The sequence below is a fragment of the Tenacibaculum aquaeponti genome (genome assembly GCF_057221555.1).
This window is the reverse complement of sequence record NZ_CM170147.1, coordinates 3,326,473-3,348,259: the sequence shown is the minus strand read 5'-3', so window position 1 is coordinate 3,348,259 and position 21,787 is coordinate 3,326,473. Positions and strand designations below refer to the sequence as shown.

The following is a 21,787-nucleotide window of genomic DNA, read 5'->3' as shown; positions in this document are numbered from 1 at the left end:
CAAAAAACGATCAAAAGAATATTCTTCTGATCGTTTTTAATTTATAACCGTTATCGTTTAATCTATTTTAGTCCTCTAGCTTTTAACATTGGTTCTGCTTGAGGATCTCTTCCTGCAAATGTTTTATACATTTCAGCATAATCCATAGTACTCCCTCTAGACAATACTTCTTTACGGAATTTATCTCCATTTTCACGAGTTAATAGTCCGTTATTTTTAAACCAATCATAAGCATCGTGACTTAACATTTCTGTCCATAAATACGAATAATAACCAGAAGCATAACCTCCGCTAAATATATGAGCAAAATAAGTAGATCTGTATCTTGGAGGAATTTGATCTATATTTAAATTCATTTTTTCTAAGGCTTCTTTTTCAAACTTTGCAACATCTTCGATTTTTACATCTTTACCGATAGTATGCCATTGCATATCTAAATTTGATGAACATAGATTTTCTATAATTGAATACCCTTGATTAAATGTTCCTGCAGCTTTTATTTTTTTTAATAAAGTATCAGGAATTACTTCTCCTGTCTTATAATGTAAAGCATAATTATTTAACACCTCTGGATGTGTTGCCCAATTTTCATTAAATTGTGATGGAAACTCAACAAAATCTCTCGCTGTACTTGTTCCTGAAATTGAAGCATATATTTGATCTCCAAATAAACCATGTAACGCATGACCGAACTCATGAAACATTGTTTCTACTTCATCAAAACTAATTAAAGCAGGCTCTCCTTCTGCTGGTTTTGGAGAATTACAAACATTGTAAATTACAGGTTTTTGATTACGCAATTTTGATTGTTTCACAAAAGCACTCATCCAAGCTCCTCCTCTTTTGCTATCTCTAGCAAAGAAATCACCATAAAATAAACCTAGTTTACTTCCATCTTCTTCGAACAATTCATAAACTACAACATCTGGATGATATACTGGAATATCTTCGCGCTTTTTAAACGTAATTCCATATAATTTATTCGCCGCAAAAAAGACTCCTTTTTCTAAAACATTATTAATTTCGAAATACTGTTTTACTTCTTCTTCATCTAAATTGTATTTGGATTTACGAACTTTCTCTGCATAATGGTTCCAATCGTATGGCGTTAATTCAAAATCTCCACCTTCTTTATTGATTTCTGTTTGAATTTCTTTTATTTCTGAAGCTGCTTTTTCTAATGAACCTGGAATTAAGTTTTTAAACATTTCAAAAACTTTATCTGGTGTGCTTGCCATAGTTCCTTGCAAACTCCAACTTGCATAATTATCAAAACCTAAAATTTCAGCTTTTTTAGCTCTTAATTCTACCATTTGTTTTACTAAATCTGAAGTATCATAAGCTCCTCCTTCAGTTCTACAAAAAGATTTTTTGAATAACTTTTCACGAAGTTCTCTATTCTCTAATGTTTGTAAAGATGGTTGTTGTGTTGTATTAATTAATTGAATTTCATACTTCCCATCTTTCTCGATAGATTTAATCTTTTCTTCAGAAAAACCTTTCAACTCACTTTTATCAGTAACTAAAACGCCTCCTTTTTTCATAGCGTCTACTCCTTTTTTCCCAAAATCGTTAGATAAACTAGCTAATTGAGCATTAATTGCTTTTAATTCCTCTTTTTTATCTTCTGATAAATTTGCTCCTGCTTTTACAAAATTCTTGTAGTATTCACTTACTAAATGTTTAGACTCTGGATCTAAATTTAAACTTTCTAAACTATTATAAACTGTTTTAATTCTTTCAAACAATTTTGTGTTTAATAAAATATTATCTCCGTGTTTAGAAAATTTAGGCGCTAGTTCTTTTTGATTTTCACGAATAACGTCGTTTGTATGTGCACTAGTTAATGCAGAAAAAATAGCATTTACATTATCTAACGTTTTACTACTTTCTTCTAAAGCTAAAATTGTGTTTTCGAAAGTTGGTGCTTCTGTATTCGCTACTATTTTTGCTATTTCAGAATTTTGAACTTCCATTCCTTTTAAAATAGCAGGCATAAAATGCTCATTCTTTATTTTGGTAAAATCTGGAGCTCCGTAATCTAAACTACTTTTTACTAATAAAGGATTTTCAGAAGTACTCATATCTTCGGTATTTTCTTTTTTTGGTTCTTTTGTATTACAGCTAAATGCTAGAGCTAAAACTGTAACCATTAGTATATGTTTTTTCATTTTGGATTGTTATTTAAGTTTATCTATTGAATTACCAGTTAAATTTTGAAGATTTTCCGTGATTTTTTCAATTGGCCAATCCCACCATTTTAACATTAATAACTCATCTATAGTTTCTTGATTAAAACGTTTTTTTATTTCTTTTGCTGGATTCCCTCCTACAATTGTGTAGGGAGGAACATCTTTAATTACTGTTGAATTTGTAGCAATTATAGCTCCATCACCGATAGTAACTCCGGCCATTATTGTTGCATTATGACCAATCCAAACATCGTTACCAATAACTACATCTCCTTTATTTGGATAAGATTTTCCTTCCATTGATTTCTCCCAACCATTTCCAAAAATGGCAAAAGGATAAGTAGAAATTGCATCTGTTAAATGATTTGCTCCATTCATAATAAAACTGACTCCAGAAGCAACCATACAAAATTTACCAATGATTAGCTTGTCTCCTGTAAAATCAAAATGATACTTTACATTTTTTTCGAAATTTTCTACATTTTCAAAATCATCATAATAGGTATAATCTCCAACAATAATATTTGGATTTTTAATTACATTTTTCAGAAAACATAATTTATCGTAATTAGGCAAAGGAAACTTACTATTCTTATCAGGTCCGATCATGAATTAATCTACTGCTTTTAAACTTAAATCTAAATTATAAACAGAATGAGTTAATGCTCCAGAAGAGATAAAATCAACACCACACTCAGCATATTTACGAATTGTTTTTTCATTAATCCCTCCAGAACTTTCAGTTAAACATTGATCACCAATAAGCTCTACAGCTTTTCTTGTATCTTCGTAATTAAAATTGTCTATTAAGATTCTATACACTCCTTCATTAGATAAAATTTCTTTAATTTCATCTAAATTTCTAGCTTCTACTATAATTTTAATATCTAAATTTTTCTCTGCTAAATAAGCTTTTGTTTTTGTAATGGCTTGGGTTATTCCGCCAGCGAAGTCGATATGATTATCTTTAATCATAACCATATCATATAAAGCAAAACGATGATTTTCTCCTCCACCAATTTTTACAGCCCATTTTTCTAATGCTCTAATTCCTGGAGTTGTTTTACGCGTATCTAATACTTTTGTTTTTGTTCCCTCTAACAATCCCATAAAGTATCCTGTTTTAGTTGCAATAGCACTCATACGTTGCATTGCATTTAAAACTAAACGTTCTGCTTGTAGTATAGATTGAGATTTCCCGGAAACATAAAAAACAATGTCTCCATATTTTACTTTTTCTCCATCATTTATTAAAGTTTCTACTTTTAAATCTTTATCTACATAAGCGAAAACTTGCTTAGCAAATTCTACACCTGCGATTACTCCTTCGTCTTTTACTAATAATTTTGCTTTACCTGTAGCGTCTGCTGGAATACAAGATAATGAAGTATGATCTCCTTCTCCTATATCTTCACGAATTGCATTTGCTATAATTAACTCTAGTTCTTTATTAAATTGTTCTTGAGATATCATGTAAATTTTATTATAGAGGTAAAAATAATGTTTTACCTCTATAAATAAAATTCAACTCGAACTATTAATTATAAAAACTATGAAATAAACTCATCTCCGTAATAAAAAAACAACAAGCTTAATAAAAACTTAGATCTTTTTAACTGTCCTTCCATTGCATAATACCAAGCTCTTTTAGTTAAAAACTGAACAGCATAATCATCTGGAAATTGTTTCTTTAACTTATAGATATAAAATGGTATTCTTAAATCTTCTTTTCTGTAATTAACTCCTGTAAAGCTTTGTAATTTTTCTAAATGCTGAAAACCAAACTCTTTAGTAGGCTCAATAATTGTACCTTCTCCAAAATCATTCCATGTAGCTATTTGAATAAAGTTTGTATTTCTATTTTCTGATTCTACAAAAGACTCTTCAAAAGTATTTGTTCCATTACCCTCTAATTCCCATTCACCTTCATTTACATCTCTCCAACCACCTTCTTTATAAAAATCATTAAATCTAGGATAAGCTACTCCTCCAATAATTTCATCATTAAAATTAGCTTCATAATTATAATAACCTTTAAGTGTTTGTAAATGTTTTTTATCAATCCATGCATATTCTCCAGAACAAATATCAGTTCCTAAAATCTCTCTACTATTCCATAAAGTTAATACCTCACTTTGATTCTGTACAGATGCTAAAATTTTCTCCCAATCTGATGAATCATCTATATAATTTGGACCGAAAATCATTAGTAAATTCCTACCATTAACTTTTATATAGTTTCTATTCCTAAAATATTTTTTATTAATATGATCTATATCCGCAATAGCCTGATTTAATTGCAAATCTGTTAACCCTCTTGCTTGTTCATTTACTACTCTATCTTCATACATTATAGCAAATTTCATTCTTGAAGTTTCTAATTGAGAAATAAAATTATCTGTTCCTCTTTTAATCAAATCAAAATCCCAAACATCTCTAATTCCATACCAATCAAAAATTACACCGTCAATACCACTAAATTTCATTAATAAAAGATGATACTCTTGTAAATCTTCATCATTTGTTGAATAAGGACCTATTAAAGGATAATAATGTGATGCAATTTGCCTTTTTCCGTTTTCATCAGTCTGGTCTGGATCTTGATTCATCATAGTCCAATGTTGCCCCCAAAAACCATCTATTGATTTAGTTTGAAACCAAGGCATGTAGTGAACATAAATTTTTTTCCCAGTAACTGCTCCTCCTCTCCTGTAAAGTAATTCGTTAGTAGTATTCGAAATACTTTTACTTTCTTCTTCTTTTATTACATTTTTAATATCATATTCTTCTTCATTAAAGTTCCACTTTTTATAAAACTTTTCTTCTTTGATTTTCTCTTGAACAAATTCAACTGGAGTTTGTTCTTCTAAATAATCTTTCGAGCAGCTAAAACAAACACTACACAGAAAAACTATTATGATCTTTTTTAGGGGACTTCTCATAATAATATAATATTCAATAATTTACACCTTAAATTTAGTTTATTATTTTTTTAAATAAAAGAGGGAATTAACTGATTTTTAATCTAGTTTTGTTTTAAATCACCAGATCATGAAAATTAAATTACTTGCTGTAGGTAAAACTGATGACAAAAATTTAATTCAGTTAATTAACATCTATCAAAAAAGATTAAAACATTACGTGAAATTTGAAGTTGAAATTATTCCAGATATAAAGAATGTTAAGAATTTATCAGAAGCACAACAAAAAGAAAAAGAAGGTGAACTTATTCTTTCAAAACTTCAAAATACAGATCAACTTATTCTTTTAGATGATAAAGGAAAACACTACACATCTATTGAGTTTTCTAATTTTCTCCAAAAAAAAATGAATTCAGGTATTAAACAATTAGTTTTAGTTATTGGAGGCCCATATGGTTTTTCTGACGTTGTATATAAAAAGGCTAACGGAAAATTATCTTTATCGAAAATGACTTTTTCTCATCAAATGATTCGTTTATTTATTATTGAACAAATTTATCGTGGTTATACCATTTTAAAAAACGAGCCATATCATCATGAATAAATAAAAGCATTTAAAATTCAAACTTTTACAAGATATTACAAGTATCTTTTTAGAAGTTAATTCAGGCATTATTCACACAATTTATTTATGCAACAAACCACCTTAGAGATGATAAAAAATCCTACTTTTGTTTAAGTAATTTTTAGATATGAAATTAGTTTTTGCAACCAATAATTTAAATAAACTAAAAGAAGTTCAAGAAATGTTACCTGATTCTATTGAACTTTTATCATTAAAAGACATTAATTGTTTTGAAGATATAGAAGAGACTGCAACTACCTTAGAAGGTAATGCTAAAATTAAAGCCAATCATATCACTAATCATTATAACTATAACTGTTTTGCTGATGATACAGGATTAGAAGTGGAAGCTTTACAAGGCGAACCTGGTGTATATTCAGCCAGATATGCAGGTGAACCTGCTAACGCAGAAAATAATATGACTAAACTTCTAAAAAACCTCAATCAAAACACAAACAGAAAAGCTCAATTTAGAACATCAATTTGTTTAAATTTAAATGGGGAGCAATTCCTTTTTAATGGTATTTGTGAAGGAAATATTTTACTTGATAAAAAAGGAGAGAAAGGCTTTGGTTATGATCCAATTTTTCAGCCCAAAGGATACCAACAGTCTTTTGCTGAGATGAGTTCAGAAGCAAAAAATAAAATTAGTCATAGAGGTTTAGCTATTCAAAAACTTGTTGAGTTTCTAAAAACTTCATTAATTGACTAACTTAAAAAAAACATATTATTCCCATTTTACAATTCTTTGTTTTGCGCTATTATTTTTTAGTTTAGTAGATATTAGTTTAGGTTCGGTAGCTATTCCTTTCAAAGAAATTATTAATACTTTACTAGGAAAAACCCCATCTAAAACTAGCTGGGAAACTATTATTATTAATTATAGATTACCAAAAACAATCACTGCTATTTTAGTTGGCTCGGGGTTATCTGTTAGCGGCTTATTAATGCAAACATTATTCAGAAACCCGTTAGCTGGGCCTTTTGTATTAGGCATCTCTTCTGGAGCAAGTTTAGGAGTTGCTTTATTTGTTTTAGGCTCTGGGTTTATAGGAGGTTTTTTAGGTTTTGATATACATACTTTAGGTTTGCCTTTAGCAGCTAGTTTAGGTGCTTTTTTAGTTTTAATTGCAGTTATTTTAGCAGCTAACAAAGTAAGAAACACTATGTCTATATTAATTATAGGATTAATGTTTGGTGCTCTTACTTCCGCTATAATAAACGTTCTTTCATATTTTAGTGAAGCTGAACAAGTTAAACAATTTGTTTTTTGGGGATTTGGTAGTCTTGGAAATTTAACTTGGAATGAAATTTTAATTTTCTCTGGAATATATTTTATATGCGCATCAGGAATTTTTGCTTCAATTAAATCTTTAAACAGCTTTTTACTTGGTGAAAATTATGCCAAAAGCCTAGGAATTAATACCAAAAGAAGCAGAAATATAATATTAATTATTACTAGTGTTTTAACCGGAATTATAACTGCATTTTGTGGACCAATTGCTTTTATAGGTTTAGCAACACCACACATAACCAAGTTAGCTTTTAAAACTTCAAATCATAAAATATTGATCCCAGCTGTAACTATTACAGGAGCAATTATTTTATTAATTTGTGATACAATTGCTCAGTTTCCCAAACACCAATTTACTTTACCTATAAATGCAATTACCTCATTATTTGGAGCCCCTGTTGTAATTTGGCTTTTAGTAAGAAAGAAAAAAATTTACGTGTAATTTGAACATCGATAAAGAAAATATAATTCTAAAAACTAAAAACTTATCTGTTGGTTATCAGTCAAAAAAACAAACTAACACTATAGTTTCAGACATCAATTTATCTATTTCTAAAGGTAAATTAGTCGCTTTGTTAGGAAAAAATGGTGCAGGAAAATCTACACTTCTAAGAACATTAAGTAAAGTTCAAAAACCTATATCTGGAGAAATTTTAATTCAAAACTCTCCTTTAGAAAACTATACTCATGCAGAGTTAGCTAAAATTTTAAGCGTTGTACTAACTGAACGTTTACCTGAAAGTCAACTTTCTGTCTTTGAAATTGTAGCCCTAGGAAGACAACCTTACACTAACTGGTTAGATCGTTTGTCAATTAATGATATGAAAAAAATTCAAACAGCATTGGATTTAACCGATATCACTCATTTAAAAAGCAAACCTTTTTATCAATTAAGTGACGGTCAACTTCAAAGAGTACTTATTGCAAGAGCTTTAGCTCAAGATACTGAAGTTATAATTTTAGATGAACCAACTGCTCATTTAGACATTCATCATACTTATAAAGTTTTTTCTTTATTAGAAAACCTTGTAAAAAACACGAATAAAACGATTATCATCTCTACTCATGAAGTTAATCTCGCAATGCAACTTGCAAATGAATTCATTTTATTAACTCAAAAACAACTCTTTAGTGGAGATTTATCTACTTTAATAGATTCTGATGCTTTTTCTTTATTATTTCCTAAAGATAACATTAAGTTTAACAAGAAATTACAACAATTCGTAATTAACAAAAATTAAATTTGAAGCTCTGTAGGTTTTAACCTACATTTGATTCCCGCATATTTTATAAAACAAATTTATTTATAATGAAGAATTTTATTTTCGCTGCATGCTCACTTGCTATGATAACATATAACAGTTCTGCACAGCAAAAAAACAAATCTAAAAAGGACGATGTTACTATATACGCAGAAACAATAACCGCTAAAGATTTAGGAAAACACCTCTTTATTTATGCTTCCGATGAATTTGAAGGAAGAAACACTGGAGAGCCAGGACAAAAGAAAGCCGTGAATTATTTAAAAGATTTTTATATCAATGAAGGTATAGCTTCTCCTTTAGGAGGAAATAATTATTTTCAAAAAGTTCCTTCTGCTTATCTAAGCAATAATCGTAGAGGAAAAAAGCTAAATGATTCCGAAAATGTTGTTGCTTTTATTAAAGGTACAGAAAAACCTGATGAAATTATTGTAATCTCTGCTCATTTAGACCATGAAGGTGTAAAAAATGGAAAAATATACAATGGTGCTGATGATGACGGCTCAGGAACAGTTGCAATTTTAGAAATTGCTCAAGCATTTAAAAAAGCAGCTAATGAAGGAAAAGGACCTAAACGATCTATTTTATTTTTACACGTTACTGCAGAAGAAAAAGGATTAATTGGCTCTAGATATTATACTGAAAATCCTATTTTCCCTTTAAAAAATACAGTTACAGATTTAAATATCGACATGATTGGTAGAATTGACGCTCGCCATAAAGGAAATCCTAATTATGTATATCTTATTGGTTCAGATAAATTAAGCACAGAGTTACATAATATTTCTGAAGAAGCTAATAAAAAATACATGAATATTAATTTAGATTATAAGTATAATGATGAAAACGATCCTAATCGTTTTTACTATCGTTCCGATCATTATAACTTTGCTAAGCACAACATTCCAATTATTTTTTATTTTAATGGAACTCATGCAGATTATCATCAACCAACAGATACTCCTGATAGAATTAATTATGAACTACTAGAGAATAGAACTCGTTTAGTATTTTATACTGCATGGGAAGTAGCAAACAGAAAAAATCGAATTGTAGTCGATAAAGCTCAATAAAAAAGAGACTCGTCGTTTGGCGAGTTTTTTTATTTTTATATTTTAGAGAAAACTTTTCATATGAATATTTTAATCAATGCATTAATTGGATTTATAGCTTTTTTTCACCTTTATATTTTATGGTTTGAAATGTTTGCTTGGGAAACAAGAGGACCAAAAATTTTTAAACACTACCCTAAAGAATTATTCCCTAAAACCAAAACTCTTGCAGCGAACCAAGGATTATATAATGGTTTTTTAGCAGCAGGATTAATCTGGACTTTCTTTATTGAGAATACAGAATGGAAAATTAATGTTTCTATTTTCTTTTTAAGTTGCGTTGCTGTCGCGGGTATTTATGGAGCTATCTCTACAAGTAAAAAAATCTTTTATGTTCAAGGGTTGCCTGCTATTATCACTCTTGTTATGATATTATTAAAATAAGTTATTTCTTATTTATTGTTCGTAATGCTCTTTTTATAATGTAAGCTGTTTCTTTAGAAGAAGATTCCTTCTCCCATTGTTTACAGATGTTTAAAACCCACTCTGGCTTAGATTTACTCGTATCATTTAACCAATTTGCTACTGCGTCTCGAACATACTTTGACGAATCTGATTTTAATGGCGTTAATAAAGAAATTCCTTTTTCAGGATTCTCTTGAAAAGCTGCTATTTTTTTAGTCCATACTCCAACTGGTCTTAACGACTCTACAGCATAACGCCTTACATTTTCGTCAGTATGAGTAGCCCATGAAGACAAAATAATTATAGATTTATCTAAATCTTCAATCATTCTTTCTTTAGTTGCGAAAATCACTACTTCTCGTACTCCAAAATGAGTATCTGCAGCATAAACTTGCATTGCATTCAGTAGTTTTTCTATTTCATCAAAATGTAAACTTTCAGCCCAACAAGCCCAACATCTCACCACATCAGAAGTATGATTTTTTAAAAAATCGTAAACATTTTTATCTTTAGTTAACACCCCAAAAGTCTGCCCAATAACTTTTGTATTACTATTTGCAGTAGGTTTCTTTTGATTATTAACCGCTTGTTCAAAATCAGAAAACCATGTTTCCTTTCCTAAAAATTTTAAAACTAGTTGTAATAAAGTTAATTGATCAACAGCTAACCATTCCATTAAATTTTTAGTCTCTATTAATCCTCTATTTAAATATTCTATTGCTTCTGGATTCAAATCTTTAGCACTTCTAGCTCCCTTTCTATTTAAAATAGCTTCTGGAATTTTTTGCATGAAATAACTTTTTATATAGTGTTGTTAACTAAAAAACTAATTGAATAAAGTTTTAGTTTTCTATAAATTTAGAAAAAAGCTTTATTTTTCTTATATTAAGGTATTGCTAATTGAAAATTCAACTTTAAAAATTGTTTATTATGGACGGATGGGGCTCACTAAAAATGTTGATGAATAGACAACAAGGTAATCAACAGAGAAAGAAAAAACTAAAAGACGTTAGAGATAAAAAACTAAGTTCTAGTGTTTATTCGAAAACTAGATTTAACTTTCCTAAGGCTTCTAAAAGTGTCATTAAAAAATATGGTGAAGAAGCTAAGAAAACTCAAAAAAAAGAATCTATTATTAAGTATTCTGTAATTTCTATAATTATAGTAACTTCTTTAATTTACCTATACTTCATAGGGATTTTCTAGCTATACTCCAAACTGTGTTAAATGATGATCTAAATGTTTATAAAATAAATTATTCCATTCCTGTTTGGTTAATTTACCAAATGAAGTTGATTCTTTTCCATCGAAATGATTTTCACCTAATTCTTGGGTTTTATATAAATAATCAATTAAGATTTGCTTTTCTTTTTCAAAGTTTTTCTCTTCAGTAATTAAAAACTGAGGTGCTGTTCTACCGTTTTTCGGATAAGGTTTTTCTGAAACAACTTGATTTTTTACTAATAACTTCAAAACAAACCTCATAAAAGCATTTGGTTTTGGATGCTTATCTGTATAAATTCCCTCATAGGAAACTGAACAATGTGCCATCATTTGCGCCACATTCATTTTTCCCCATTTAGGTTGAGTTTGTGGAGTTAATGTATTGATTCTAGAAATCACTTCTTCTGTAATTTCTTTACTAAAGATATTTTTCATAATAAGAGCTTTATTTAGTGTAATACTTTAAAAATTAATTCTTTTAAAATATCTCCATGGGATTGATTTGCTCCTACTCCTTTACTTTTCACATCTGCTTCTCTTAACAATCCTATAACTTGAGATACTTTACGCATCGGATAATTTCTTGCTGCGTTTGCATAATCATCTACAAAATAAGGATTTACTCCTAACGTTCGTGCAACTGAAGCTTTAGATTTATCTTTTAATCCATGATACGATAAAAGTTGTGTGAAAAAACTGTTTAATAATGAAATTGTCATTACTAAAGGGTTATTTTTTGGATTCTTACTGAAATAATTAATAATTCTATTTGCCTTAACAACATCCTTATTTCCGACAGCTTTGCGTAACTCAAAATTATTAAAATCTTTAGAGATTCCAATATTCTCTTCTACATGGCTTGGATTGATTATTGTTCCTGCATCTAAAACAGAAGTAAGTTTATCTAATTCATTACTTATTTTACTTAAATCTGTTCCTAAAAACTCAACTAACATTTGAGCTGCTTTTGGCTCAATCGTAAATTTCTTACTTTTTAAAACTCTAGCAATCCAATCACCAACCTGATTTTCATATAACTTCTTACTTTCGAAAATCAATCCATTTTTAGCAATTGCTTTATATACTTTCTTTCTTTTATCTAACTTCTTGTATTTATAATTGAAGACTAAAATTGTAGATTTTTGCGGATTATCAGCATAACTATCTAGTTTTTCAATAGACCTACTTAAATCTTGAGCTTCTTTCACAATAATAACCTGATGCTCTGCCATCATTGGAAATCTTTTTGCTGAAGAAACAATTTCATCTACTGTTACATCTCTACCATACATAACCATTTGATTAAATCCTTTCTCAGATTCATCTAATACATTATTTTCTATATAACTCGAAATTTTATCAATGTAATATGGCTCTTCACCCATTAAAAAATAAATCGGTTTAAGATTTCCTGCTTTTATATCGTCAACAATTTGTTTTACTTCATTCATTAATTTTCAACAAAATTTAAATCAAACTTTTAGTACTTTTGATTGATGCAAAAATTGAATTTACCTTCATATACTTTCAATATCAAAAGTAATGAAAAACACTATCTGATTTTTGATGAAATCAGAAAAAAATATATTGTTTTAACTCCAGAAGAATGGGTTAGGCAGCATTTTGTACAGTTTTTAATTCAAGAAAAAAATTACCCAACTTCTTTAATTGCTATTGAAAAACAATTAACAATAAATAATTTAAAGAAAAGGAGCGACATCTTGATTTTTAGTTCAGATGGCACTCCTGATATTATTGTAGAATGTAAAGCTCCTTCTGTTAAAATAACACAGGATACTTTTGATCAAATTGCGCGATATAATTTAAAACTAAACGCTAAGTATTTAATAGTGACTAATGGTTTAGAACACTATTACTGTATGATGAATTCTGAGGACGAGAATTATATTTTTTTAAGAGATATTCCTACTTACAAACGTTAAGCGCTTTGTGCTGTATTATCTAATAACTTGTATCCTTCACCTCTAACATTAACAATAGCAATGTTTTCATCGTACATTAAATACTTTCTAAGTTTGGTGATGTAAACATCCATACTTCTAGATGTAAAATAATTATCATCTCTCCAAATCTTAGTTAATGCAATTGCTTTTGGCATTATTGCATTTTTGTATTCAGATAAATACTTTAACAACTTACTTTCTTTAGGTGTTAATCTTCTTTGTTCTTCACCTTTAAAAGAAAGCTGACGGGTTCTATAATTAAATGTAAAATCACCTATAGTATATTCCACTGCACTAAACATTTTATTATGTTCTTTTTCTTTAGTTTTTAAAATAGATTTAATCTTTTCAATTAAGACTTCTGTAGAAAAAGGTTTTTTAAAACAATAATCTACCAATGGTATTTTATTAATTTCAAATACATCCTCTAATAAAATTTCTTCTGAAAGGAAAATTACTGGAAAATCTTTACTATGTTTTCTTACCGAATTCACAAATTCAGCTCTAGTTGTTGTAATTAACTTAGAATCTATAATAGATAAATCGAATTTAGAACTATTTACCAATAAAGAAACATCGCTTAGAGTACTTGTAAATGTAACATTATACCCGTTTAAAAGCAGATAATTCTTTAAGACCATTCCAAAGTCTACATCTGCATCTATCAATAAAATTTTTATCGACCTCATTAAAAATATTTTTTTTACCCCCTAATTTTCTAGTCGTACATTTTTGAATAATCTTACAAAAGCTTAATTTGAATTATATTTTCAATTTTGTGTTACCTTATTCTCCTCTCCTCCCTAACAGAGAATTTCATGTACATATATAAGACAATTGAAACTTAAAAACTCCTACCTACATCTTCATGTTTTTTTTAAATATTAAAAAAATTAATAGTTCTTTATATTTTAAAATAATATTATTGATGTATGTTTGCGGACTTGAAAACTGCTGTAATCATATTAAATTGGAATGGTCAAAAATTGCTAGAACAATTTTTACCTTCAATTGTAAAATATAGTTCTGAAGATATTGCAATTTATGTTGCCGATAACGCTTCTACAGACAACTCTATTCAGTTTGTAAAAGATAATTTCCCTACTATTAAAATTGTTCTGAACAAAGAAAATGGCGGATATGCCAAAGGATATAATGATGCTTTACAACATATAACTGCTGATATTTATTGTTTAATTAATTCTGATATTGAAGTAACTAAAAATTGGCTACCTCCAATATTGAATATTTTTGAACAAGAAGAAAACACAGCTATTATTCAACCTAAAATTTTAGATTTTAAAGAAAAAAATAAATTTGAATATGCCGGAGCTGCTGGTGGTTTCATTGATTTTTTTGGATATCCATACTGTAGAGGAAGAGTTTTTAACAATTTAGAATCCGATAAAGGACAATATGATTTAACTTCTGATATTTTTTGGGCTTCAGGTGCTTGTTTTTTTATTCGCAGCACTGTTTTTCATCAATTAGGAGGTTTTGATGAAGATTATTTTGCACATCAAGAAGAAATAGATTTATGCTGGAGAGCACAAAATGAAGGTTTTTCAGTTAAATATGTTGGAAACTCTGCTGTATACCATGTTGGTGGGGCAACATTACAAGAATCTAATCCAAGAAAAACTTACTTGAATTTTAGAAATAGTTTACTAACTATCTTAAAAAACGTTCCAAGTAAAAACTTATTCTTAGTTATTTTTACTCGCTTAATTTTAGATGGAATTGCTGGTTTAAAATTCGCTTTAGAATTAAGACCAATTCACACATGGTCTGTACTTAAAGCACATTTAAGTTTTTATAAAAATTTATATAAATTCTTTAAAAAACGTAAACAAATTCAACGTAAATCAAATTACAGTATTCATACTTCTGTAGTCTGGCAACATTTTGTTTTACAGAAAAAGAAATTTAATTCATTAAAATAAGCTCAAACTTAATTGAGCTTACTTATTCCTCTAATTAATAGAAATATAAATTTTCACTTCTGTATCATCTGTTTCATTTGTATGCTCTGGATAAATTTCGAAATCAGCTTTATACTTTCTATCAATAGTTGAATTCCAAATCTCAATCCATTTATTATAAACAATATTATCTTTCAATTTTCCTTTTACTGAAAAGGCTTCATAATTACAATTAGGAATTTGAATACCAATCATATTTTCTGGTATTTCACCTAAAACATCAACCTCACAACCAATAATAATATCGTAAGCTCCTGTGTAATCAGATTCATAATTCGTGTAAACCGCATACACCTTATTATTGAGTTTATTTTCTACTTTATTAGCAATATTGTCATCCATAAACTTTTGCCATAAAGCAGGAATATCTTTAGCAGCTTGCATATCTGCATTTGTAGTTCTTGTTTTAATTCCAATAATGTTAAACGAGTCAATTTGTGTTTTGTTCATTTTTTTTAGTTTCAAAATTATTTATCACAAATCTAAAAGAGGTTTATGTCAAAGGTATGTCAGGGGTTTTATAAAATTTTGCTTTACAAATTTCAAAATATTCTTTTAGTGTCATTTTATGGGGAGTGAAATTTTCAGTTAGATTAATAATTCGATGAATTAAATCAATTCTAAAAACTCTAAAGTCATTTCTGAGTCTGCAGTATGCTATTAACAACCAATTCTCATTTGTACTATATAATGCAAATGGTTCTACTATTCTTTTGGTAAAATTATTTTCTAGAGAATTATACTCTATCTCTAACAAATTAAAACCTGTTATTGCAGTTTGAAGTGTAATTAAATTTTTACTTGTAATTGCTTTTTCTGGATTATAACGAAACTCTATTCGTTGGGCTAATAGTTCTGATTTTTCTTGTTGTCGTTTCCTAAAAACTGACTTAATCTTAGTAATAGCATTTTCATAATTCTCAACTAAAGATTGATCCTTATTTTTTCCAATTAAATAAGCTGCAGTAATTAAGGCATTGGCTTCTTCTTCTGTAAACATTACTGGAGGTAAATAATAACCTTCTAACAATGAATATCCTTTTCCTTCTTCTGTATATACTGGCACACCAGAATCTTCAATTGTTCTAATATCTCTGTATATTGTTCTAACACTAACTCCAAATTTTTCAGCAAGATAAGTAGCTGTCACTAACTTTTTAGATTGAAGCTGTGTAATAATAGCTGTTAAACGAGAAATTCGAGGTTTGTTACTCATAGGGTAATCTTTTCCTTCCTTTTATTTTATAAGATTCAAAAACACTTCTTAATATCATTAAAAGTTTTAATTCTAAATTACATCTAAGCTACCTTTACCTTCTCTAATTACTTCTGGCTCATCTTGAGTTAAATCAATTACTGTAGATGCATAATTATCTCCATAGCCTCCATCTATAACTAAATCAACGATTTGCTGCCATTTTTCGAAAATAAGTTCTGGATCTGTTGTATATTCAATCACTTCATCTTCATCATGAATTGACGTTGAAACAATAGGATTCCCTAGTTGTTTTACAATAGCTCTTGCTATATTATTATCTGGCACACGTATACCTACAGTTTTTCTTTTTTTAAAAGCTTTTGGCAAAGTTGTACTTCCTGGTAATATAAAAGTATATGGACCTGGTAATGCTCTTTTCAAAATTTTATAAACAGGAGTACTTATTTGTTTAACATAATCTGACAAATGACTTAAATCATTACATACAAAAGAGAAATTAGATTTTTCTAATTTCACTCCTTTAATACGTGCAACTTTTTCCATCGCTTTCATATTAGTAATATCACAACCTAACCCGTAAACTGTATCAGTTGGATAAATAATTACGCCTCCCGATTGTAATACTTTTACTACTTTTTCTATTTCTTTAGAATTAGGATTGTCGTTATAAATTTTTAAAAATTGAGCCATTATCAATTAATCTTTAATATAAATCTAAAAAGAAAAACTTCCAATATAAAATCATATTGGAAGTTTTTTAAATATTTTTTAGTAGTTAAGCTTCGTTGTCTATTAGTCTAAAACCTTCTCCATGTATATTCAAAATTTCTACACTATCGTCTAATTTTAAATACTTACGAAGTTTTGCTATATATACATCCATACTTCTAGATGTAAAATAGTTATCATCTCTCCAAATTTTAGTTAGTGCTAACTCTCTCGGCATTAAATCGTTCTTATGTACAGCTAACATTCGTAATAGCTTACTTTCTTTAGGAGATAATTTTAAAGGATCATCTCCATTAAATGACAAATGCCTTAATTTAGAATTAAAAGCAAATTTACCGATAGTAAACTCAAACTGATCATCGTCTTTAGATTTCTCTGTTTCTTTCCTTTGTAAAATAGCTTTTATTTTGTGTAATAAAACCTCAGAATCAAAAGGTTTATTCAAATAATCATCTGCTCCAACTTGATATCCTTTTAAAACATCTTCTTTCATTGTTTTAGCAGTTAAGAAAATAATTGGCACTTCTTTATTAGTCGCTCTAATATCTTGCGCTAATGAAAAACCATCTTTCCTTGGCATCATTACGTCTAAAATACATAAATCATATTCAGAATTTTTAAACATAATTAAACCTTCGATTCCATCTTTAGCATGAGTTACATTGTAATCATTTAATGCTAAGTAATCTTTTAATACTGTTCCAAAATTTGGATCGTCTTCTACTAATAGAATTTTTCTAGTTCCCATTGTTACCCTTCAATTTATATTAATGGTAGTTTAACTGTAAATGTACTTCCTTTACCTTTCTCACTTGCCACATGAACCGTGCCATGGTGGTTATCGATAATCTCTTTTACATAGGCTAATCCTAAACCATGCCCTTTCACATTGTGAATGTTACCTTTATGCTCTCGATAAAATTTATCGAAAATATATTTTTGGGCATTTTTACTCATACCTATTCCTTCGTCTTTTATTTTAAATATAAAATACTTGTTCGTGTTTTCTGTATATACATCTATTTTGGGTGCTTCCTCTGAATATTTTATTGCATTTTCTAATATATTTACAACTACATTAGTTAAATGGAACTGGTTCCCTAAAACCTCAGAAGAAATCGCCTTAAAATGTGTATTTATTGTTCCTTGTTTGTCTGACACTAATAAACTAACATGATCTATTGCTTCTTCAATTATATCTGTAGCTTCAACTGCTTCTTTTGTTATTTCTATTTGATTTTTCTCTAGCTTAGATATTCTTAATACATTTTCTACCTGACCATGCATACGTTTATTTTCGTCACGAATCATTTTAACATAGCGTTTTACTTTTTCTTCATCATTAATAATCTTAGGGTTTTTAATCGCATCTAGAGCTAAATTTATAGTAGCTATAGGTGTTTTAAACTCATGTGTCATATTATTAATGAAATCTGTTTTTATTTCTGATATTTTCTTTTGTCTTACTAATTGATATAAAGAAGTAGAAAAAGCAGCTATTACAATACCTATAAAAAATAATGATAATAATAGCGCATACATCATACTAGAAAGAAGGCTCTTTTTTTCGTTTGGAAAAGTAACATATAACTTGTAATTACTATTTCCACTATCATCTTCTAACAACGGATAGAAATAACTATTTTTTTCATCTATTTTAAAATAACCAGATTTAATTTTCGTAGCCAAACCTCCTTCATATACACCAAATTTAAATTCTTGATCTATATTTCTTTTACCTAATTCATCTTTAAGAGTACTATTTAACTCTCTTTTGCTTATTCTTTTATGAATAGGCATATGTTTCTGATTTTGGCTAAATAAATATTCTACTTGTTTCTTTTGCCAACTAGGATATTTTAAAAGTCTCGAATATTTATTCTCATCTGTGTAACTTTTAAAATCTCCATTATCAGAACTATAAGTAATGGTTTGTGAAAAATCCTCTTTCCCAGAAAACCTTTTAATGATTATTGTATCGCTATTAACAAAATCAACGGGGATTTTAAAGTTTTCTTCTAGAATAGTTGCTCCAAAAGTAAATTTCTTTTTTGCAACTGTATCTATTTGTTGGAATAGGTAATTTTTAAGCTCAGCTGTGCTTATAGATTCACTATTTTCAAAGACCTTTTTATGTTTATCAACAAATTCGTTATACTCTCTTTCTTTAATTCTTTCTGATGTTTTAGCCAATGCAATCTTCACATTATCCTCAAACTCAGAACGTTTACTTTTTACTGCATTTTTCACCCAATATAATTGAACTGCAATTATTCCTGTTAAAGAAATACTCATAAGCAGAACAATTAGAACAAAAATTCTTTTTCCCATCGATCAAAAATAAACTAATATGCTAAAGCCTAATCGCTTTTAACTTAGATTAACAAAGATAATATGTTTTTAAGAAAAAATTAAGAAATACCTTAAGATATCGACAATTAATTAAAATTAATATGTTAATTTATTATGAATTCTCTTCACATCAAACCAGACATTAGTTAAATCTAAGTTAATAATCAGATAATGAGATTGAATTGTTTTTTTTGTGTCTGACCATTGATTTTTCACCCTATTTAAAACAGTTTCTTTATCAACTCCATCTCTTTTCATTACTCGTTTAATCCTAATATCCTGCGGAACAGACACTGTTATAATCTTATCGCATAATTTATGACTTCCATTTTCAAAAAGAATGGCATTTTCATACAGAATATAATCTTTTTTGTTATGTTTTGCTATAAAACCTTGTAGATGTTTGTGCACTTCAGGATGCACAATTGAATTCAATACTTTTAATCTTTCTTTACTTTCAAAAACAATTTTTGCTAAAAAAGATCTATTCAACCCTTCTTCACTATAGGCTTCTTGAGAAAATTCTTTGATAATTTTTCTTTTAATTATTTCAGAAGTATTCATAAGTCTTTTTGCTTCTTCATCTGCATGATAAATTTGAACATTTTCAAATTCTGAAAACATTTTTGATACAGTAGTTTTTCCACTACCTATTCCTCCTGTAATACCTACTAACATTTTTTATTTATGAATTAAAAAATCTACACGTTGTGGTGTAATCCTTATTGTTGAAATCAATTCTGGTTTATTTTTAATTTCGGGCACTAAATATTGTAAATTATCTTTTTTTGTTTTTTTATAATCACAAACAATTTCAAATAAGTCCTCTGTAATTTTTTGATAATTCTTTAATCCAACTTTAAAAAACACCTTTACTTTTTTTGGAAAAGTATTCAACTTCATTCCTTTTGGAATTCCAATAATTTTTATAGGAATTTCGAAACTACCTTCTGTAAACTTATCTACCAGAACTCTAACTTTTACTTTTTCTAAATTGAGTTTTATTCCAACAACATCTTTTGGTAGCTCAAAATCCAAATCAACACTAACATCTTCACTAACCTCTTGAAGTGTTAATTGCTTTGTTTTTATAAACTCTATTTTATTCAATTGTAACTCTGGACCTGAAAGTATCACACTATCCCGTTCTAAAGCAATATTCTCCATCCCATAACCTAATTTATAATCTAGATTGAGATCTATTTGAATAGGCACTTTTTTTGAAGCTAAAGTACCTAACTTAAAATAAATTGAGTCTTTACTAACTTTAACTAATTCCAAACCTGATTTTAATTTTTTTTGAATTTCTTCCTCTTGGGATTTTGTTAATAAAACAAACTCTCTATTACTTTTCTTAATCAATTTTTCTAAAGAAAAAAACACTTTCTTAGTAGAAAAACTTGCTGCTAATAAATTAAAACCACTTCCTTTAACTGTTACAGATATTTTCTTTAAAGGCTCTTCTTGTAGTATTTTATTCTGAGGTAAATCTTTATACTCTATAATATACACAATTTTAGAGGTATATTTTTTTGATAAATTTATTAACATCCACATTAAAAATGACGCTATTAAAAAACTAAAAAATATTTTAGGTATGTGTAATGCTTTAGCCAATTATCTTTTATTGCAATCTAATTAAAAAGAAAAAGGTGAGCAAAAAAGCTCACCTTAATTTTATTCTGAAAATGATTCGACTTACTTGTTTTCTATGTATTTATTTGTTAACTCCATAGAAATAGCTGCCCTCTCAAACTTAATCTTACCTGCACCAGTTTCTATAACTACAGTATTGTTTGTATCATTAATTTCTACAATTCGTCCATGAATACCGCTTGTAGTAACAACTTTAGTTCCTTTTTTAATTTCAGATCTAAACTGTTTTTCCTTCTTTTGTTTAGCCATTTGTGGACGAATCATAAAGAAATAAAAAACAGCTATAAAAGCAACTAACATCAGCATGTTCATCATCCCTGGTTCTGACGCTTGTAAAAAAATCATATTTAACATGTTATGCTTTCTTTTTTGGAGTTACCATACCTGAGATTTTCACCTCTTCTCTTCCTTTAACAGTATTTGTGTATAAAGTAACTGTTTTACTTTGTTTATTGGGTTTACCTGAAGTATTAAACTTTACTTTAACTTCTTCTGTTTCTCCTGGTTTAATAGGTGTTCTTGGCCAAGTTGGTACTGTACACCCACATGAAGCTTTTGCATCTGTGATTACTAAATCAGACTTACCTGTGTTTGTAACTTTAAATGAAGTTTCTACTACAAACCCTTCATCTACAATTCCAAAATCGTGTAATTCTCTATCGAAAACTATTTCTGGAGCTCCTACATTGATTGCTTTATCTCTCTTTTGAGCCTCCTCTACGTTTCCTATTTTCACCTTAGATGCAGCATTACCTTCTTTACAAGATACTAACACAACTGATAAAAGCACAGTTGTTAATGTTATAATTGCTTTTTTCATTTTGTATAAATTTATTGGTTAAAAATAACT

At 28.5% G+C, this 21,787-nt stretch carries 26 protein-coding genes; 9 read left to right on the top strand and 17 right to left on the bottom strand.

The annotated features are described in order from the left end of the window. Nucleotides 1-62: 62 nt before the first annotated feature. From AC2TEO_RS15280 to AC2TEO_RS15265, 4 genes are all read right to left on the bottom strand, one after another. A complete protein-coding gene (locus AC2TEO_RS15280; RefSeq protein WP_442265644.1) occupies nucleotides 63-2,171 on the bottom strand; it encodes a M3 family metallopeptidase in 2,109 nt (702 codons plus the stop codon). Nucleotides 2,172-2,180: 9 nt separating this feature from the next. Next, a complete protein-coding gene (locus tag AC2TEO_RS15275) occupies nucleotides 2,181-2,801 on the bottom strand; it encodes a CatB-related O-acetyltransferase (protein ID WP_442265643.1) in 621 nt (206 codons plus the stop codon). Between the two features lie 3 nt (nucleotides 2,802-2,804). Continuing rightward, nucleotides 2,805-3,665: a carboxylating nicotinate-nucleotide diphosphorylase gene (gene nadC, locus AC2TEO_RS15270; protein WP_442265642.1), complete on the bottom strand. Its 861-nt coding sequence runs from the start codon at nucleotides 3,663-3,665 to the stop codon at nucleotides 2,805-2,807. A gap of 77 nt (nucleotides 3,666-3,742) precedes the next feature. Further along, nucleotides 3,743-5,134: a glycoside hydrolase family 99 protein gene (locus AC2TEO_RS15265; RefSeq protein WP_442265641.1), complete on the bottom strand. Its 1,392-nt coding sequence runs from the start codon at nucleotides 5,132-5,134 to the stop codon at nucleotides 3,743-3,745. 109 nt (nucleotides 5,135-5,243) lie between these two features. Here AC2TEO_RS15265 and rlmH point away from each other — a divergent pair, with 109 nt between their 5' ends. The 6 genes from rlmH (at nucleotide 5,244) to AC2TEO_RS15235 (ending at nucleotide 9,790) form a co-directional block, all read left to right on the top strand. Beyond that, nucleotides 5,244-5,717: a 23S rRNA (pseudouridine(1915)-N(3))-methyltransferase RlmH gene (gene rlmH / locus AC2TEO_RS15260; protein ID WP_442265640.1), complete on the top strand. Its 474-nt coding sequence runs from the start codon at nucleotides 5,244-5,246 to the stop codon at nucleotides 5,715-5,717. A gap of 148 nt (nucleotides 5,718-5,865) precedes the next feature. After that, nucleotides 5,866-6,450 (top strand): non-canonical purine NTP diphosphatase, encoded by a 585-nt coding sequence (locus AC2TEO_RS15255; protein ID WP_442265639.1) that lies wholly within the window; start codon nucleotides 5,866-5,868, stop codon nucleotides 6,448-6,450. Further along, nucleotides 6,443-7,474 carry a FecCD family ABC transporter permease gene (locus AC2TEO_RS15250; RefSeq protein ID WP_442265638.1) on the top strand — a complete coding sequence of 344 codons (1,032 nt, stop codon included), beginning with the start codon at nucleotides 6,443-6,445 and terminating at the stop codon, nucleotides 7,472-7,474. The genes AC2TEO_RS15255 and AC2TEO_RS15250 overlap by 8 nt, the downstream gene beginning before the upstream one ends. A 1-nt stretch (nucleotide 7,475) precedes the next feature. After that, on the top strand, nucleotides 7,476-8,273 hold the full coding sequence (locus tag AC2TEO_RS15245; protein WP_442265637.1) for an ABC transporter ATP-binding protein: 798 nt from the start codon (nucleotides 7,476-7,478) through the stop codon (nucleotides 8,271-8,273). Between the two features lie 68 nt (nucleotides 8,274-8,341). Continuing rightward, nucleotides 8,342-9,367: a M28 family metallopeptidase gene (locus tag AC2TEO_RS15240; protein WP_442265636.1), complete on the top strand. Its 1,026-nt coding sequence runs from the start codon at nucleotides 8,342-8,344 to the stop codon at nucleotides 9,365-9,367. Between the two features lie 60 nt (nucleotides 9,368-9,427). Beyond that, complete coding sequence (locus AC2TEO_RS15235; RefSeq protein WP_442265635.1) at nucleotides 9,428-9,790, top strand: DUF1304 domain-containing protein; 363 nt, start codon at nucleotides 9,428-9,430, stop codon at nucleotides 9,788-9,790. A 1-nt stretch (nucleotide 9,791) separates the two neighbouring features. Here AC2TEO_RS15235 and AC2TEO_RS15230 read toward each other — a convergent pair whose 3' ends face one another. Then, nucleotides 9,792-10,601 carry a DNA alkylation repair protein gene (locus AC2TEO_RS15230; RefSeq protein ID WP_442265634.1) on the bottom strand — a complete coding sequence of 270 codons (810 nt, stop codon included), beginning with the start codon at nucleotides 10,599-10,601 and terminating at the stop codon, nucleotides 9,792-9,794. A gap of 170 nt (nucleotides 10,602-10,771) precedes the next feature. Here AC2TEO_RS15230 and AC2TEO_RS15225 point away from each other — a divergent pair, with 170 nt between their 5' ends. Beyond that, on the top strand, nucleotides 10,772-11,017 hold the full coding sequence (locus AC2TEO_RS15225) for a hypothetical protein (RefSeq protein WP_442265633.1): 246 nt from the start codon (nucleotides 10,772-10,774) through the stop codon (nucleotides 11,015-11,017). Here the strand turns inward: AC2TEO_RS15225 and AC2TEO_RS15220 are convergent, their stop codons facing one another. After that, nucleotides 11,018-11,470, bottom strand: a complete 453-nt coding sequence (locus AC2TEO_RS15220; protein ID WP_442265632.1) for a DUF1569 domain-containing protein — start codon at nucleotides 11,468-11,470, stop codon at nucleotides 11,018-11,020. It abuts the gene before it with no gap. 14 nt (nucleotides 11,471-11,484) lie between these two features. Further along, nucleotides 11,485-12,486: a DNA polymerase III subunit delta gene (gene holA / locus AC2TEO_RS15215; RefSeq protein WP_442265631.1), complete on the bottom strand. Its 1,002-nt coding sequence runs from the start codon at nucleotides 12,484-12,486 to the stop codon at nucleotides 11,485-11,487. A gap of 45 nt (nucleotides 12,487-12,531) precedes the next feature. On the opposite strand from holA, the gene AC2TEO_RS15210 reads away from it, so the two are divergent. Then, nucleotides 12,532-12,978 (top strand): type I restriction enzyme HsdR N-terminal domain-containing protein, encoded by a 447-nt coding sequence (locus AC2TEO_RS15210; RefSeq protein WP_442265630.1) that lies wholly within the window; start codon nucleotides 12,532-12,534, stop codon nucleotides 12,976-12,978. Here AC2TEO_RS15210 and AC2TEO_RS15205 read toward each other — a convergent pair. Beyond that, on the bottom strand, nucleotides 12,975-13,688 hold the full coding sequence (locus tag AC2TEO_RS15205; RefSeq protein WP_442265629.1) for a response regulator transcription factor: 714 nt from the start codon (nucleotides 13,686-13,688) through the stop codon (nucleotides 12,975-12,977). The two genes, AC2TEO_RS15210 and AC2TEO_RS15205, sit on opposite strands and share 4 nt — an antisense overlap. 255 nt (nucleotides 13,689-13,943) lie before the next feature. On the opposite strand from AC2TEO_RS15205, the gene AC2TEO_RS15200 reads away from it, so the two are divergent. Next, entirely contained in the window at nucleotides 13,944-14,942 is a 999-nt protein-coding gene (locus AC2TEO_RS15200; RefSeq protein WP_442267769.1) for a glycosyltransferase family 2 protein, read from the top strand. Nucleotides 14,943-14,972: 30 nt separating this feature from the next. On the opposite strand, the gene AC2TEO_RS15195 is transcribed toward AC2TEO_RS15200, so the two are convergent. The 9 genes from AC2TEO_RS15195 to AC2TEO_RS15155 all read right to left on the bottom strand — a co-directional run bounded on the left by AC2TEO_RS15195 (nucleotide 14,973) and on the right by AC2TEO_RS15155 (nucleotide 21,757). Then, nucleotides 14,973-15,431 (bottom strand): GyrI-like domain-containing protein, encoded by a 459-nt coding sequence (locus tag AC2TEO_RS15195; RefSeq protein WP_442265628.1) that lies wholly within the window; start codon nucleotides 15,429-15,431, stop codon nucleotides 14,973-14,975. Nucleotides 15,432-15,474: 43 nt separating this feature from the next. Beyond that, complete coding sequence (locus AC2TEO_RS15190; protein WP_442265627.1) at nucleotides 15,475-16,197, bottom strand: helix-turn-helix transcriptional regulator; 723 nt, start codon at nucleotides 16,195-16,197, stop codon at nucleotides 15,475-15,477. 72 nt (nucleotides 16,198-16,269) lie between these two features. Then, nucleotides 16,270-16,890 carry an L-threonylcarbamoyladenylate synthase gene (locus tag AC2TEO_RS15185; RefSeq protein WP_442265626.1) on the bottom strand — a complete coding sequence of 207 codons (621 nt, stop codon included), beginning with the start codon at nucleotides 16,888-16,890 and terminating at the stop codon, nucleotides 16,270-16,272. A gap of 85 nt (nucleotides 16,891-16,975) precedes the next feature. Beyond that, complete coding sequence (locus AC2TEO_RS15180) at nucleotides 16,976-17,677, bottom strand: response regulator transcription factor (protein ID WP_442265625.1); 702 nt, start codon at nucleotides 17,675-17,677, stop codon at nucleotides 16,976-16,978. A 14-nt stretch (nucleotides 17,678-17,691) separates the two neighbouring features. Then, nucleotides 17,692-19,224: a sensor histidine kinase gene (locus AC2TEO_RS15175; RefSeq protein ID WP_442265624.1), complete on the bottom strand. Its 1,533-nt coding sequence runs from the start codon at nucleotides 19,222-19,224 to the stop codon at nucleotides 17,692-17,694. A gap of 153 nt (nucleotides 19,225-19,377) precedes the next feature. Beyond that, nucleotides 19,378-19,959, bottom strand: coding sequence for a dephospho-CoA kinase (gene coaE / locus AC2TEO_RS15170; protein WP_442265623.1), 582 nt, complete (start codon nucleotides 19,957-19,959; stop codon nucleotides 19,378-19,380). A gap of 3 nt (nucleotides 19,960-19,962) precedes the next feature. Further along, a complete protein-coding gene (locus AC2TEO_RS15165) occupies nucleotides 19,963-20,793 on the bottom strand; it encodes a CdaR family protein (protein WP_484730867.1) in 831 nt (276 codons plus the stop codon). Nucleotides 20,794-20,979: 186 nt separating this feature from the next. Continuing rightward, on the bottom strand, nucleotides 20,980-21,291 hold the full coding sequence (gene yajC / locus AC2TEO_RS15160) for a preprotein translocase subunit YajC (RefSeq protein WP_442265621.1): 312 nt from the start codon (nucleotides 21,289-21,291) through the stop codon (nucleotides 20,980-20,982). Between the two features lies 1 nt (nucleotide 21,292). Next, nucleotides 21,293-21,757 (bottom strand): DUF1573 domain-containing protein, encoded by a 465-nt coding sequence (locus AC2TEO_RS15155; RefSeq protein ID WP_442265620.1) that lies wholly within the window; start codon nucleotides 21,755-21,757, stop codon nucleotides 21,293-21,295. Nucleotides 21,758-21,787 lie beyond the last annotated feature (30 nt).

Excerpts from the sequence above, each read along its gene's own strand:
- AC2TEO_RS15280 (WP_442265644.1), bottom strand. The coding sequence starts at position 2,171 with ATGAAAAAACATATACTAATGGTTACAGTTTTAGCTCTAGCATTTAGC.
- AC2TEO_RS15275 (WP_442265643.1), bottom strand. The coding sequence starts at position 2,801 with ATGATCGGACCTGATAAGAATAGTAAGTTTCCTTTGCCTAATTACGAT.
- nadC (WP_442265642.1), bottom strand. The coding sequence starts at position 3,665 with ATGATATCTCAAGAACAATTTAATAAAGAACTAGAGTTAATTATAGCA.
- AC2TEO_RS15265 (WP_442265641.1), bottom strand. The coding sequence starts at position 5,134 with ATGAGAAGTCCCCTAAAAAAGATCATAATAGTTTTTCTGTGTAGTGTT.
- rlmH (WP_442265640.1), top strand. The coding sequence starts at position 5,244 with ATGAAAATTAAATTACTTGCTGTAGGTAAAACTGATGACAAAAATTTA.
- AC2TEO_RS15255 (WP_442265639.1), top strand. The coding sequence starts at position 5,866 with ATGAAATTAGTTTTTGCAACCAATAATTTAAATAAACTAAAAGAAGTT.
- AC2TEO_RS15240 (WP_442265636.1), top strand. The coding sequence starts at position 8,342 with ATGAAGAATTTTATTTTCGCTGCATGCTCACTTGCTATGATAACATAT.
- AC2TEO_RS15235 (WP_442265635.1), top strand. The coding sequence starts at position 9,428 with ATGAATATTTTAATCAATGCATTAATTGGATTTATAGCTTTTTTTCAC.
- AC2TEO_RS15230 (WP_442265634.1), bottom strand. The coding sequence starts at position 10,601 with ATGCAAAAAATTCCAGAAGCTATTTTAAATAGAAAGGGAGCTAGAAGT.
- AC2TEO_RS15225 (WP_442265633.1), top strand. The coding sequence starts at position 10,772 with ATGAATAGACAACAAGGTAATCAACAGAGAAAGAAAAAACTAAAAGAC.
- AC2TEO_RS15220 (WP_442265632.1), bottom strand. The coding sequence starts at position 11,470 with ATGAAAAATATCTTTAGTAAAGAAATTACAGAAGAAGTGATTTCTAGA.
- holA (WP_442265631.1), bottom strand. The coding sequence starts at position 12,486 with ATGAATGAAGTAAAACAAATTGTTGACGATATAAAAGCAGGAAATCTT.
- AC2TEO_RS15210 (WP_442265630.1), top strand. The coding sequence starts at position 12,532 with ATGCAAAAATTGAATTTACCTTCATATACTTTCAATATCAAAAGTAAT.
- AC2TEO_RS15205 (WP_442265629.1), bottom strand. The coding sequence starts at position 13,688 with ATGAGGTCGATAAAAATTTTATTGATAGATGCAGATGTAGACTTTGGA.
- AC2TEO_RS15195 (WP_442265628.1), bottom strand. The coding sequence starts at position 15,431 with ATGAACAAAACACAAATTGACTCGTTTAACATTATTGGAATTAAAACA.
- AC2TEO_RS15190 (WP_442265627.1), bottom strand. The coding sequence starts at position 16,197 with ATGAGTAACAAACCTCGAATTTCTCGTTTAACAGCTATTATTACACAG.
- AC2TEO_RS15185 (WP_442265626.1), bottom strand. The coding sequence starts at position 16,890 with ATGGCTCAATTTTTAAAAATTTATAACGACAATCCTAATTCTAAAGAA.
- AC2TEO_RS15180 (WP_442265625.1), bottom strand. The coding sequence starts at position 17,677 with ATGGGAACTAGAAAAATTCTATTAGTAGAAGACGATCCAAATTTTGGA.
- AC2TEO_RS15175 (WP_442265624.1), bottom strand. The coding sequence starts at position 19,224 with ATGAGTATTTCTTTAACAGGAATAATTGCAGTTCAATTATATTGGGTG.
- coaE (WP_442265623.1), bottom strand. The coding sequence starts at position 19,959 with ATGTTAGTAGGTATTACAGGAGGAATAGGTAGTGGAAAAACTACTGTA.
- yajC (WP_442265621.1), bottom strand. The coding sequence starts at position 21,291 with ATGTTAAATATGATTTTTTTACAAGCGTCAGAACCAGGGATGATGAAC.
- AC2TEO_RS15155 (WP_442265620.1), bottom strand. The coding sequence starts at position 21,757 with ATGAAAAAAGCAATTATAACATTAACAACTGTGCTTTTATCAGTTGTG.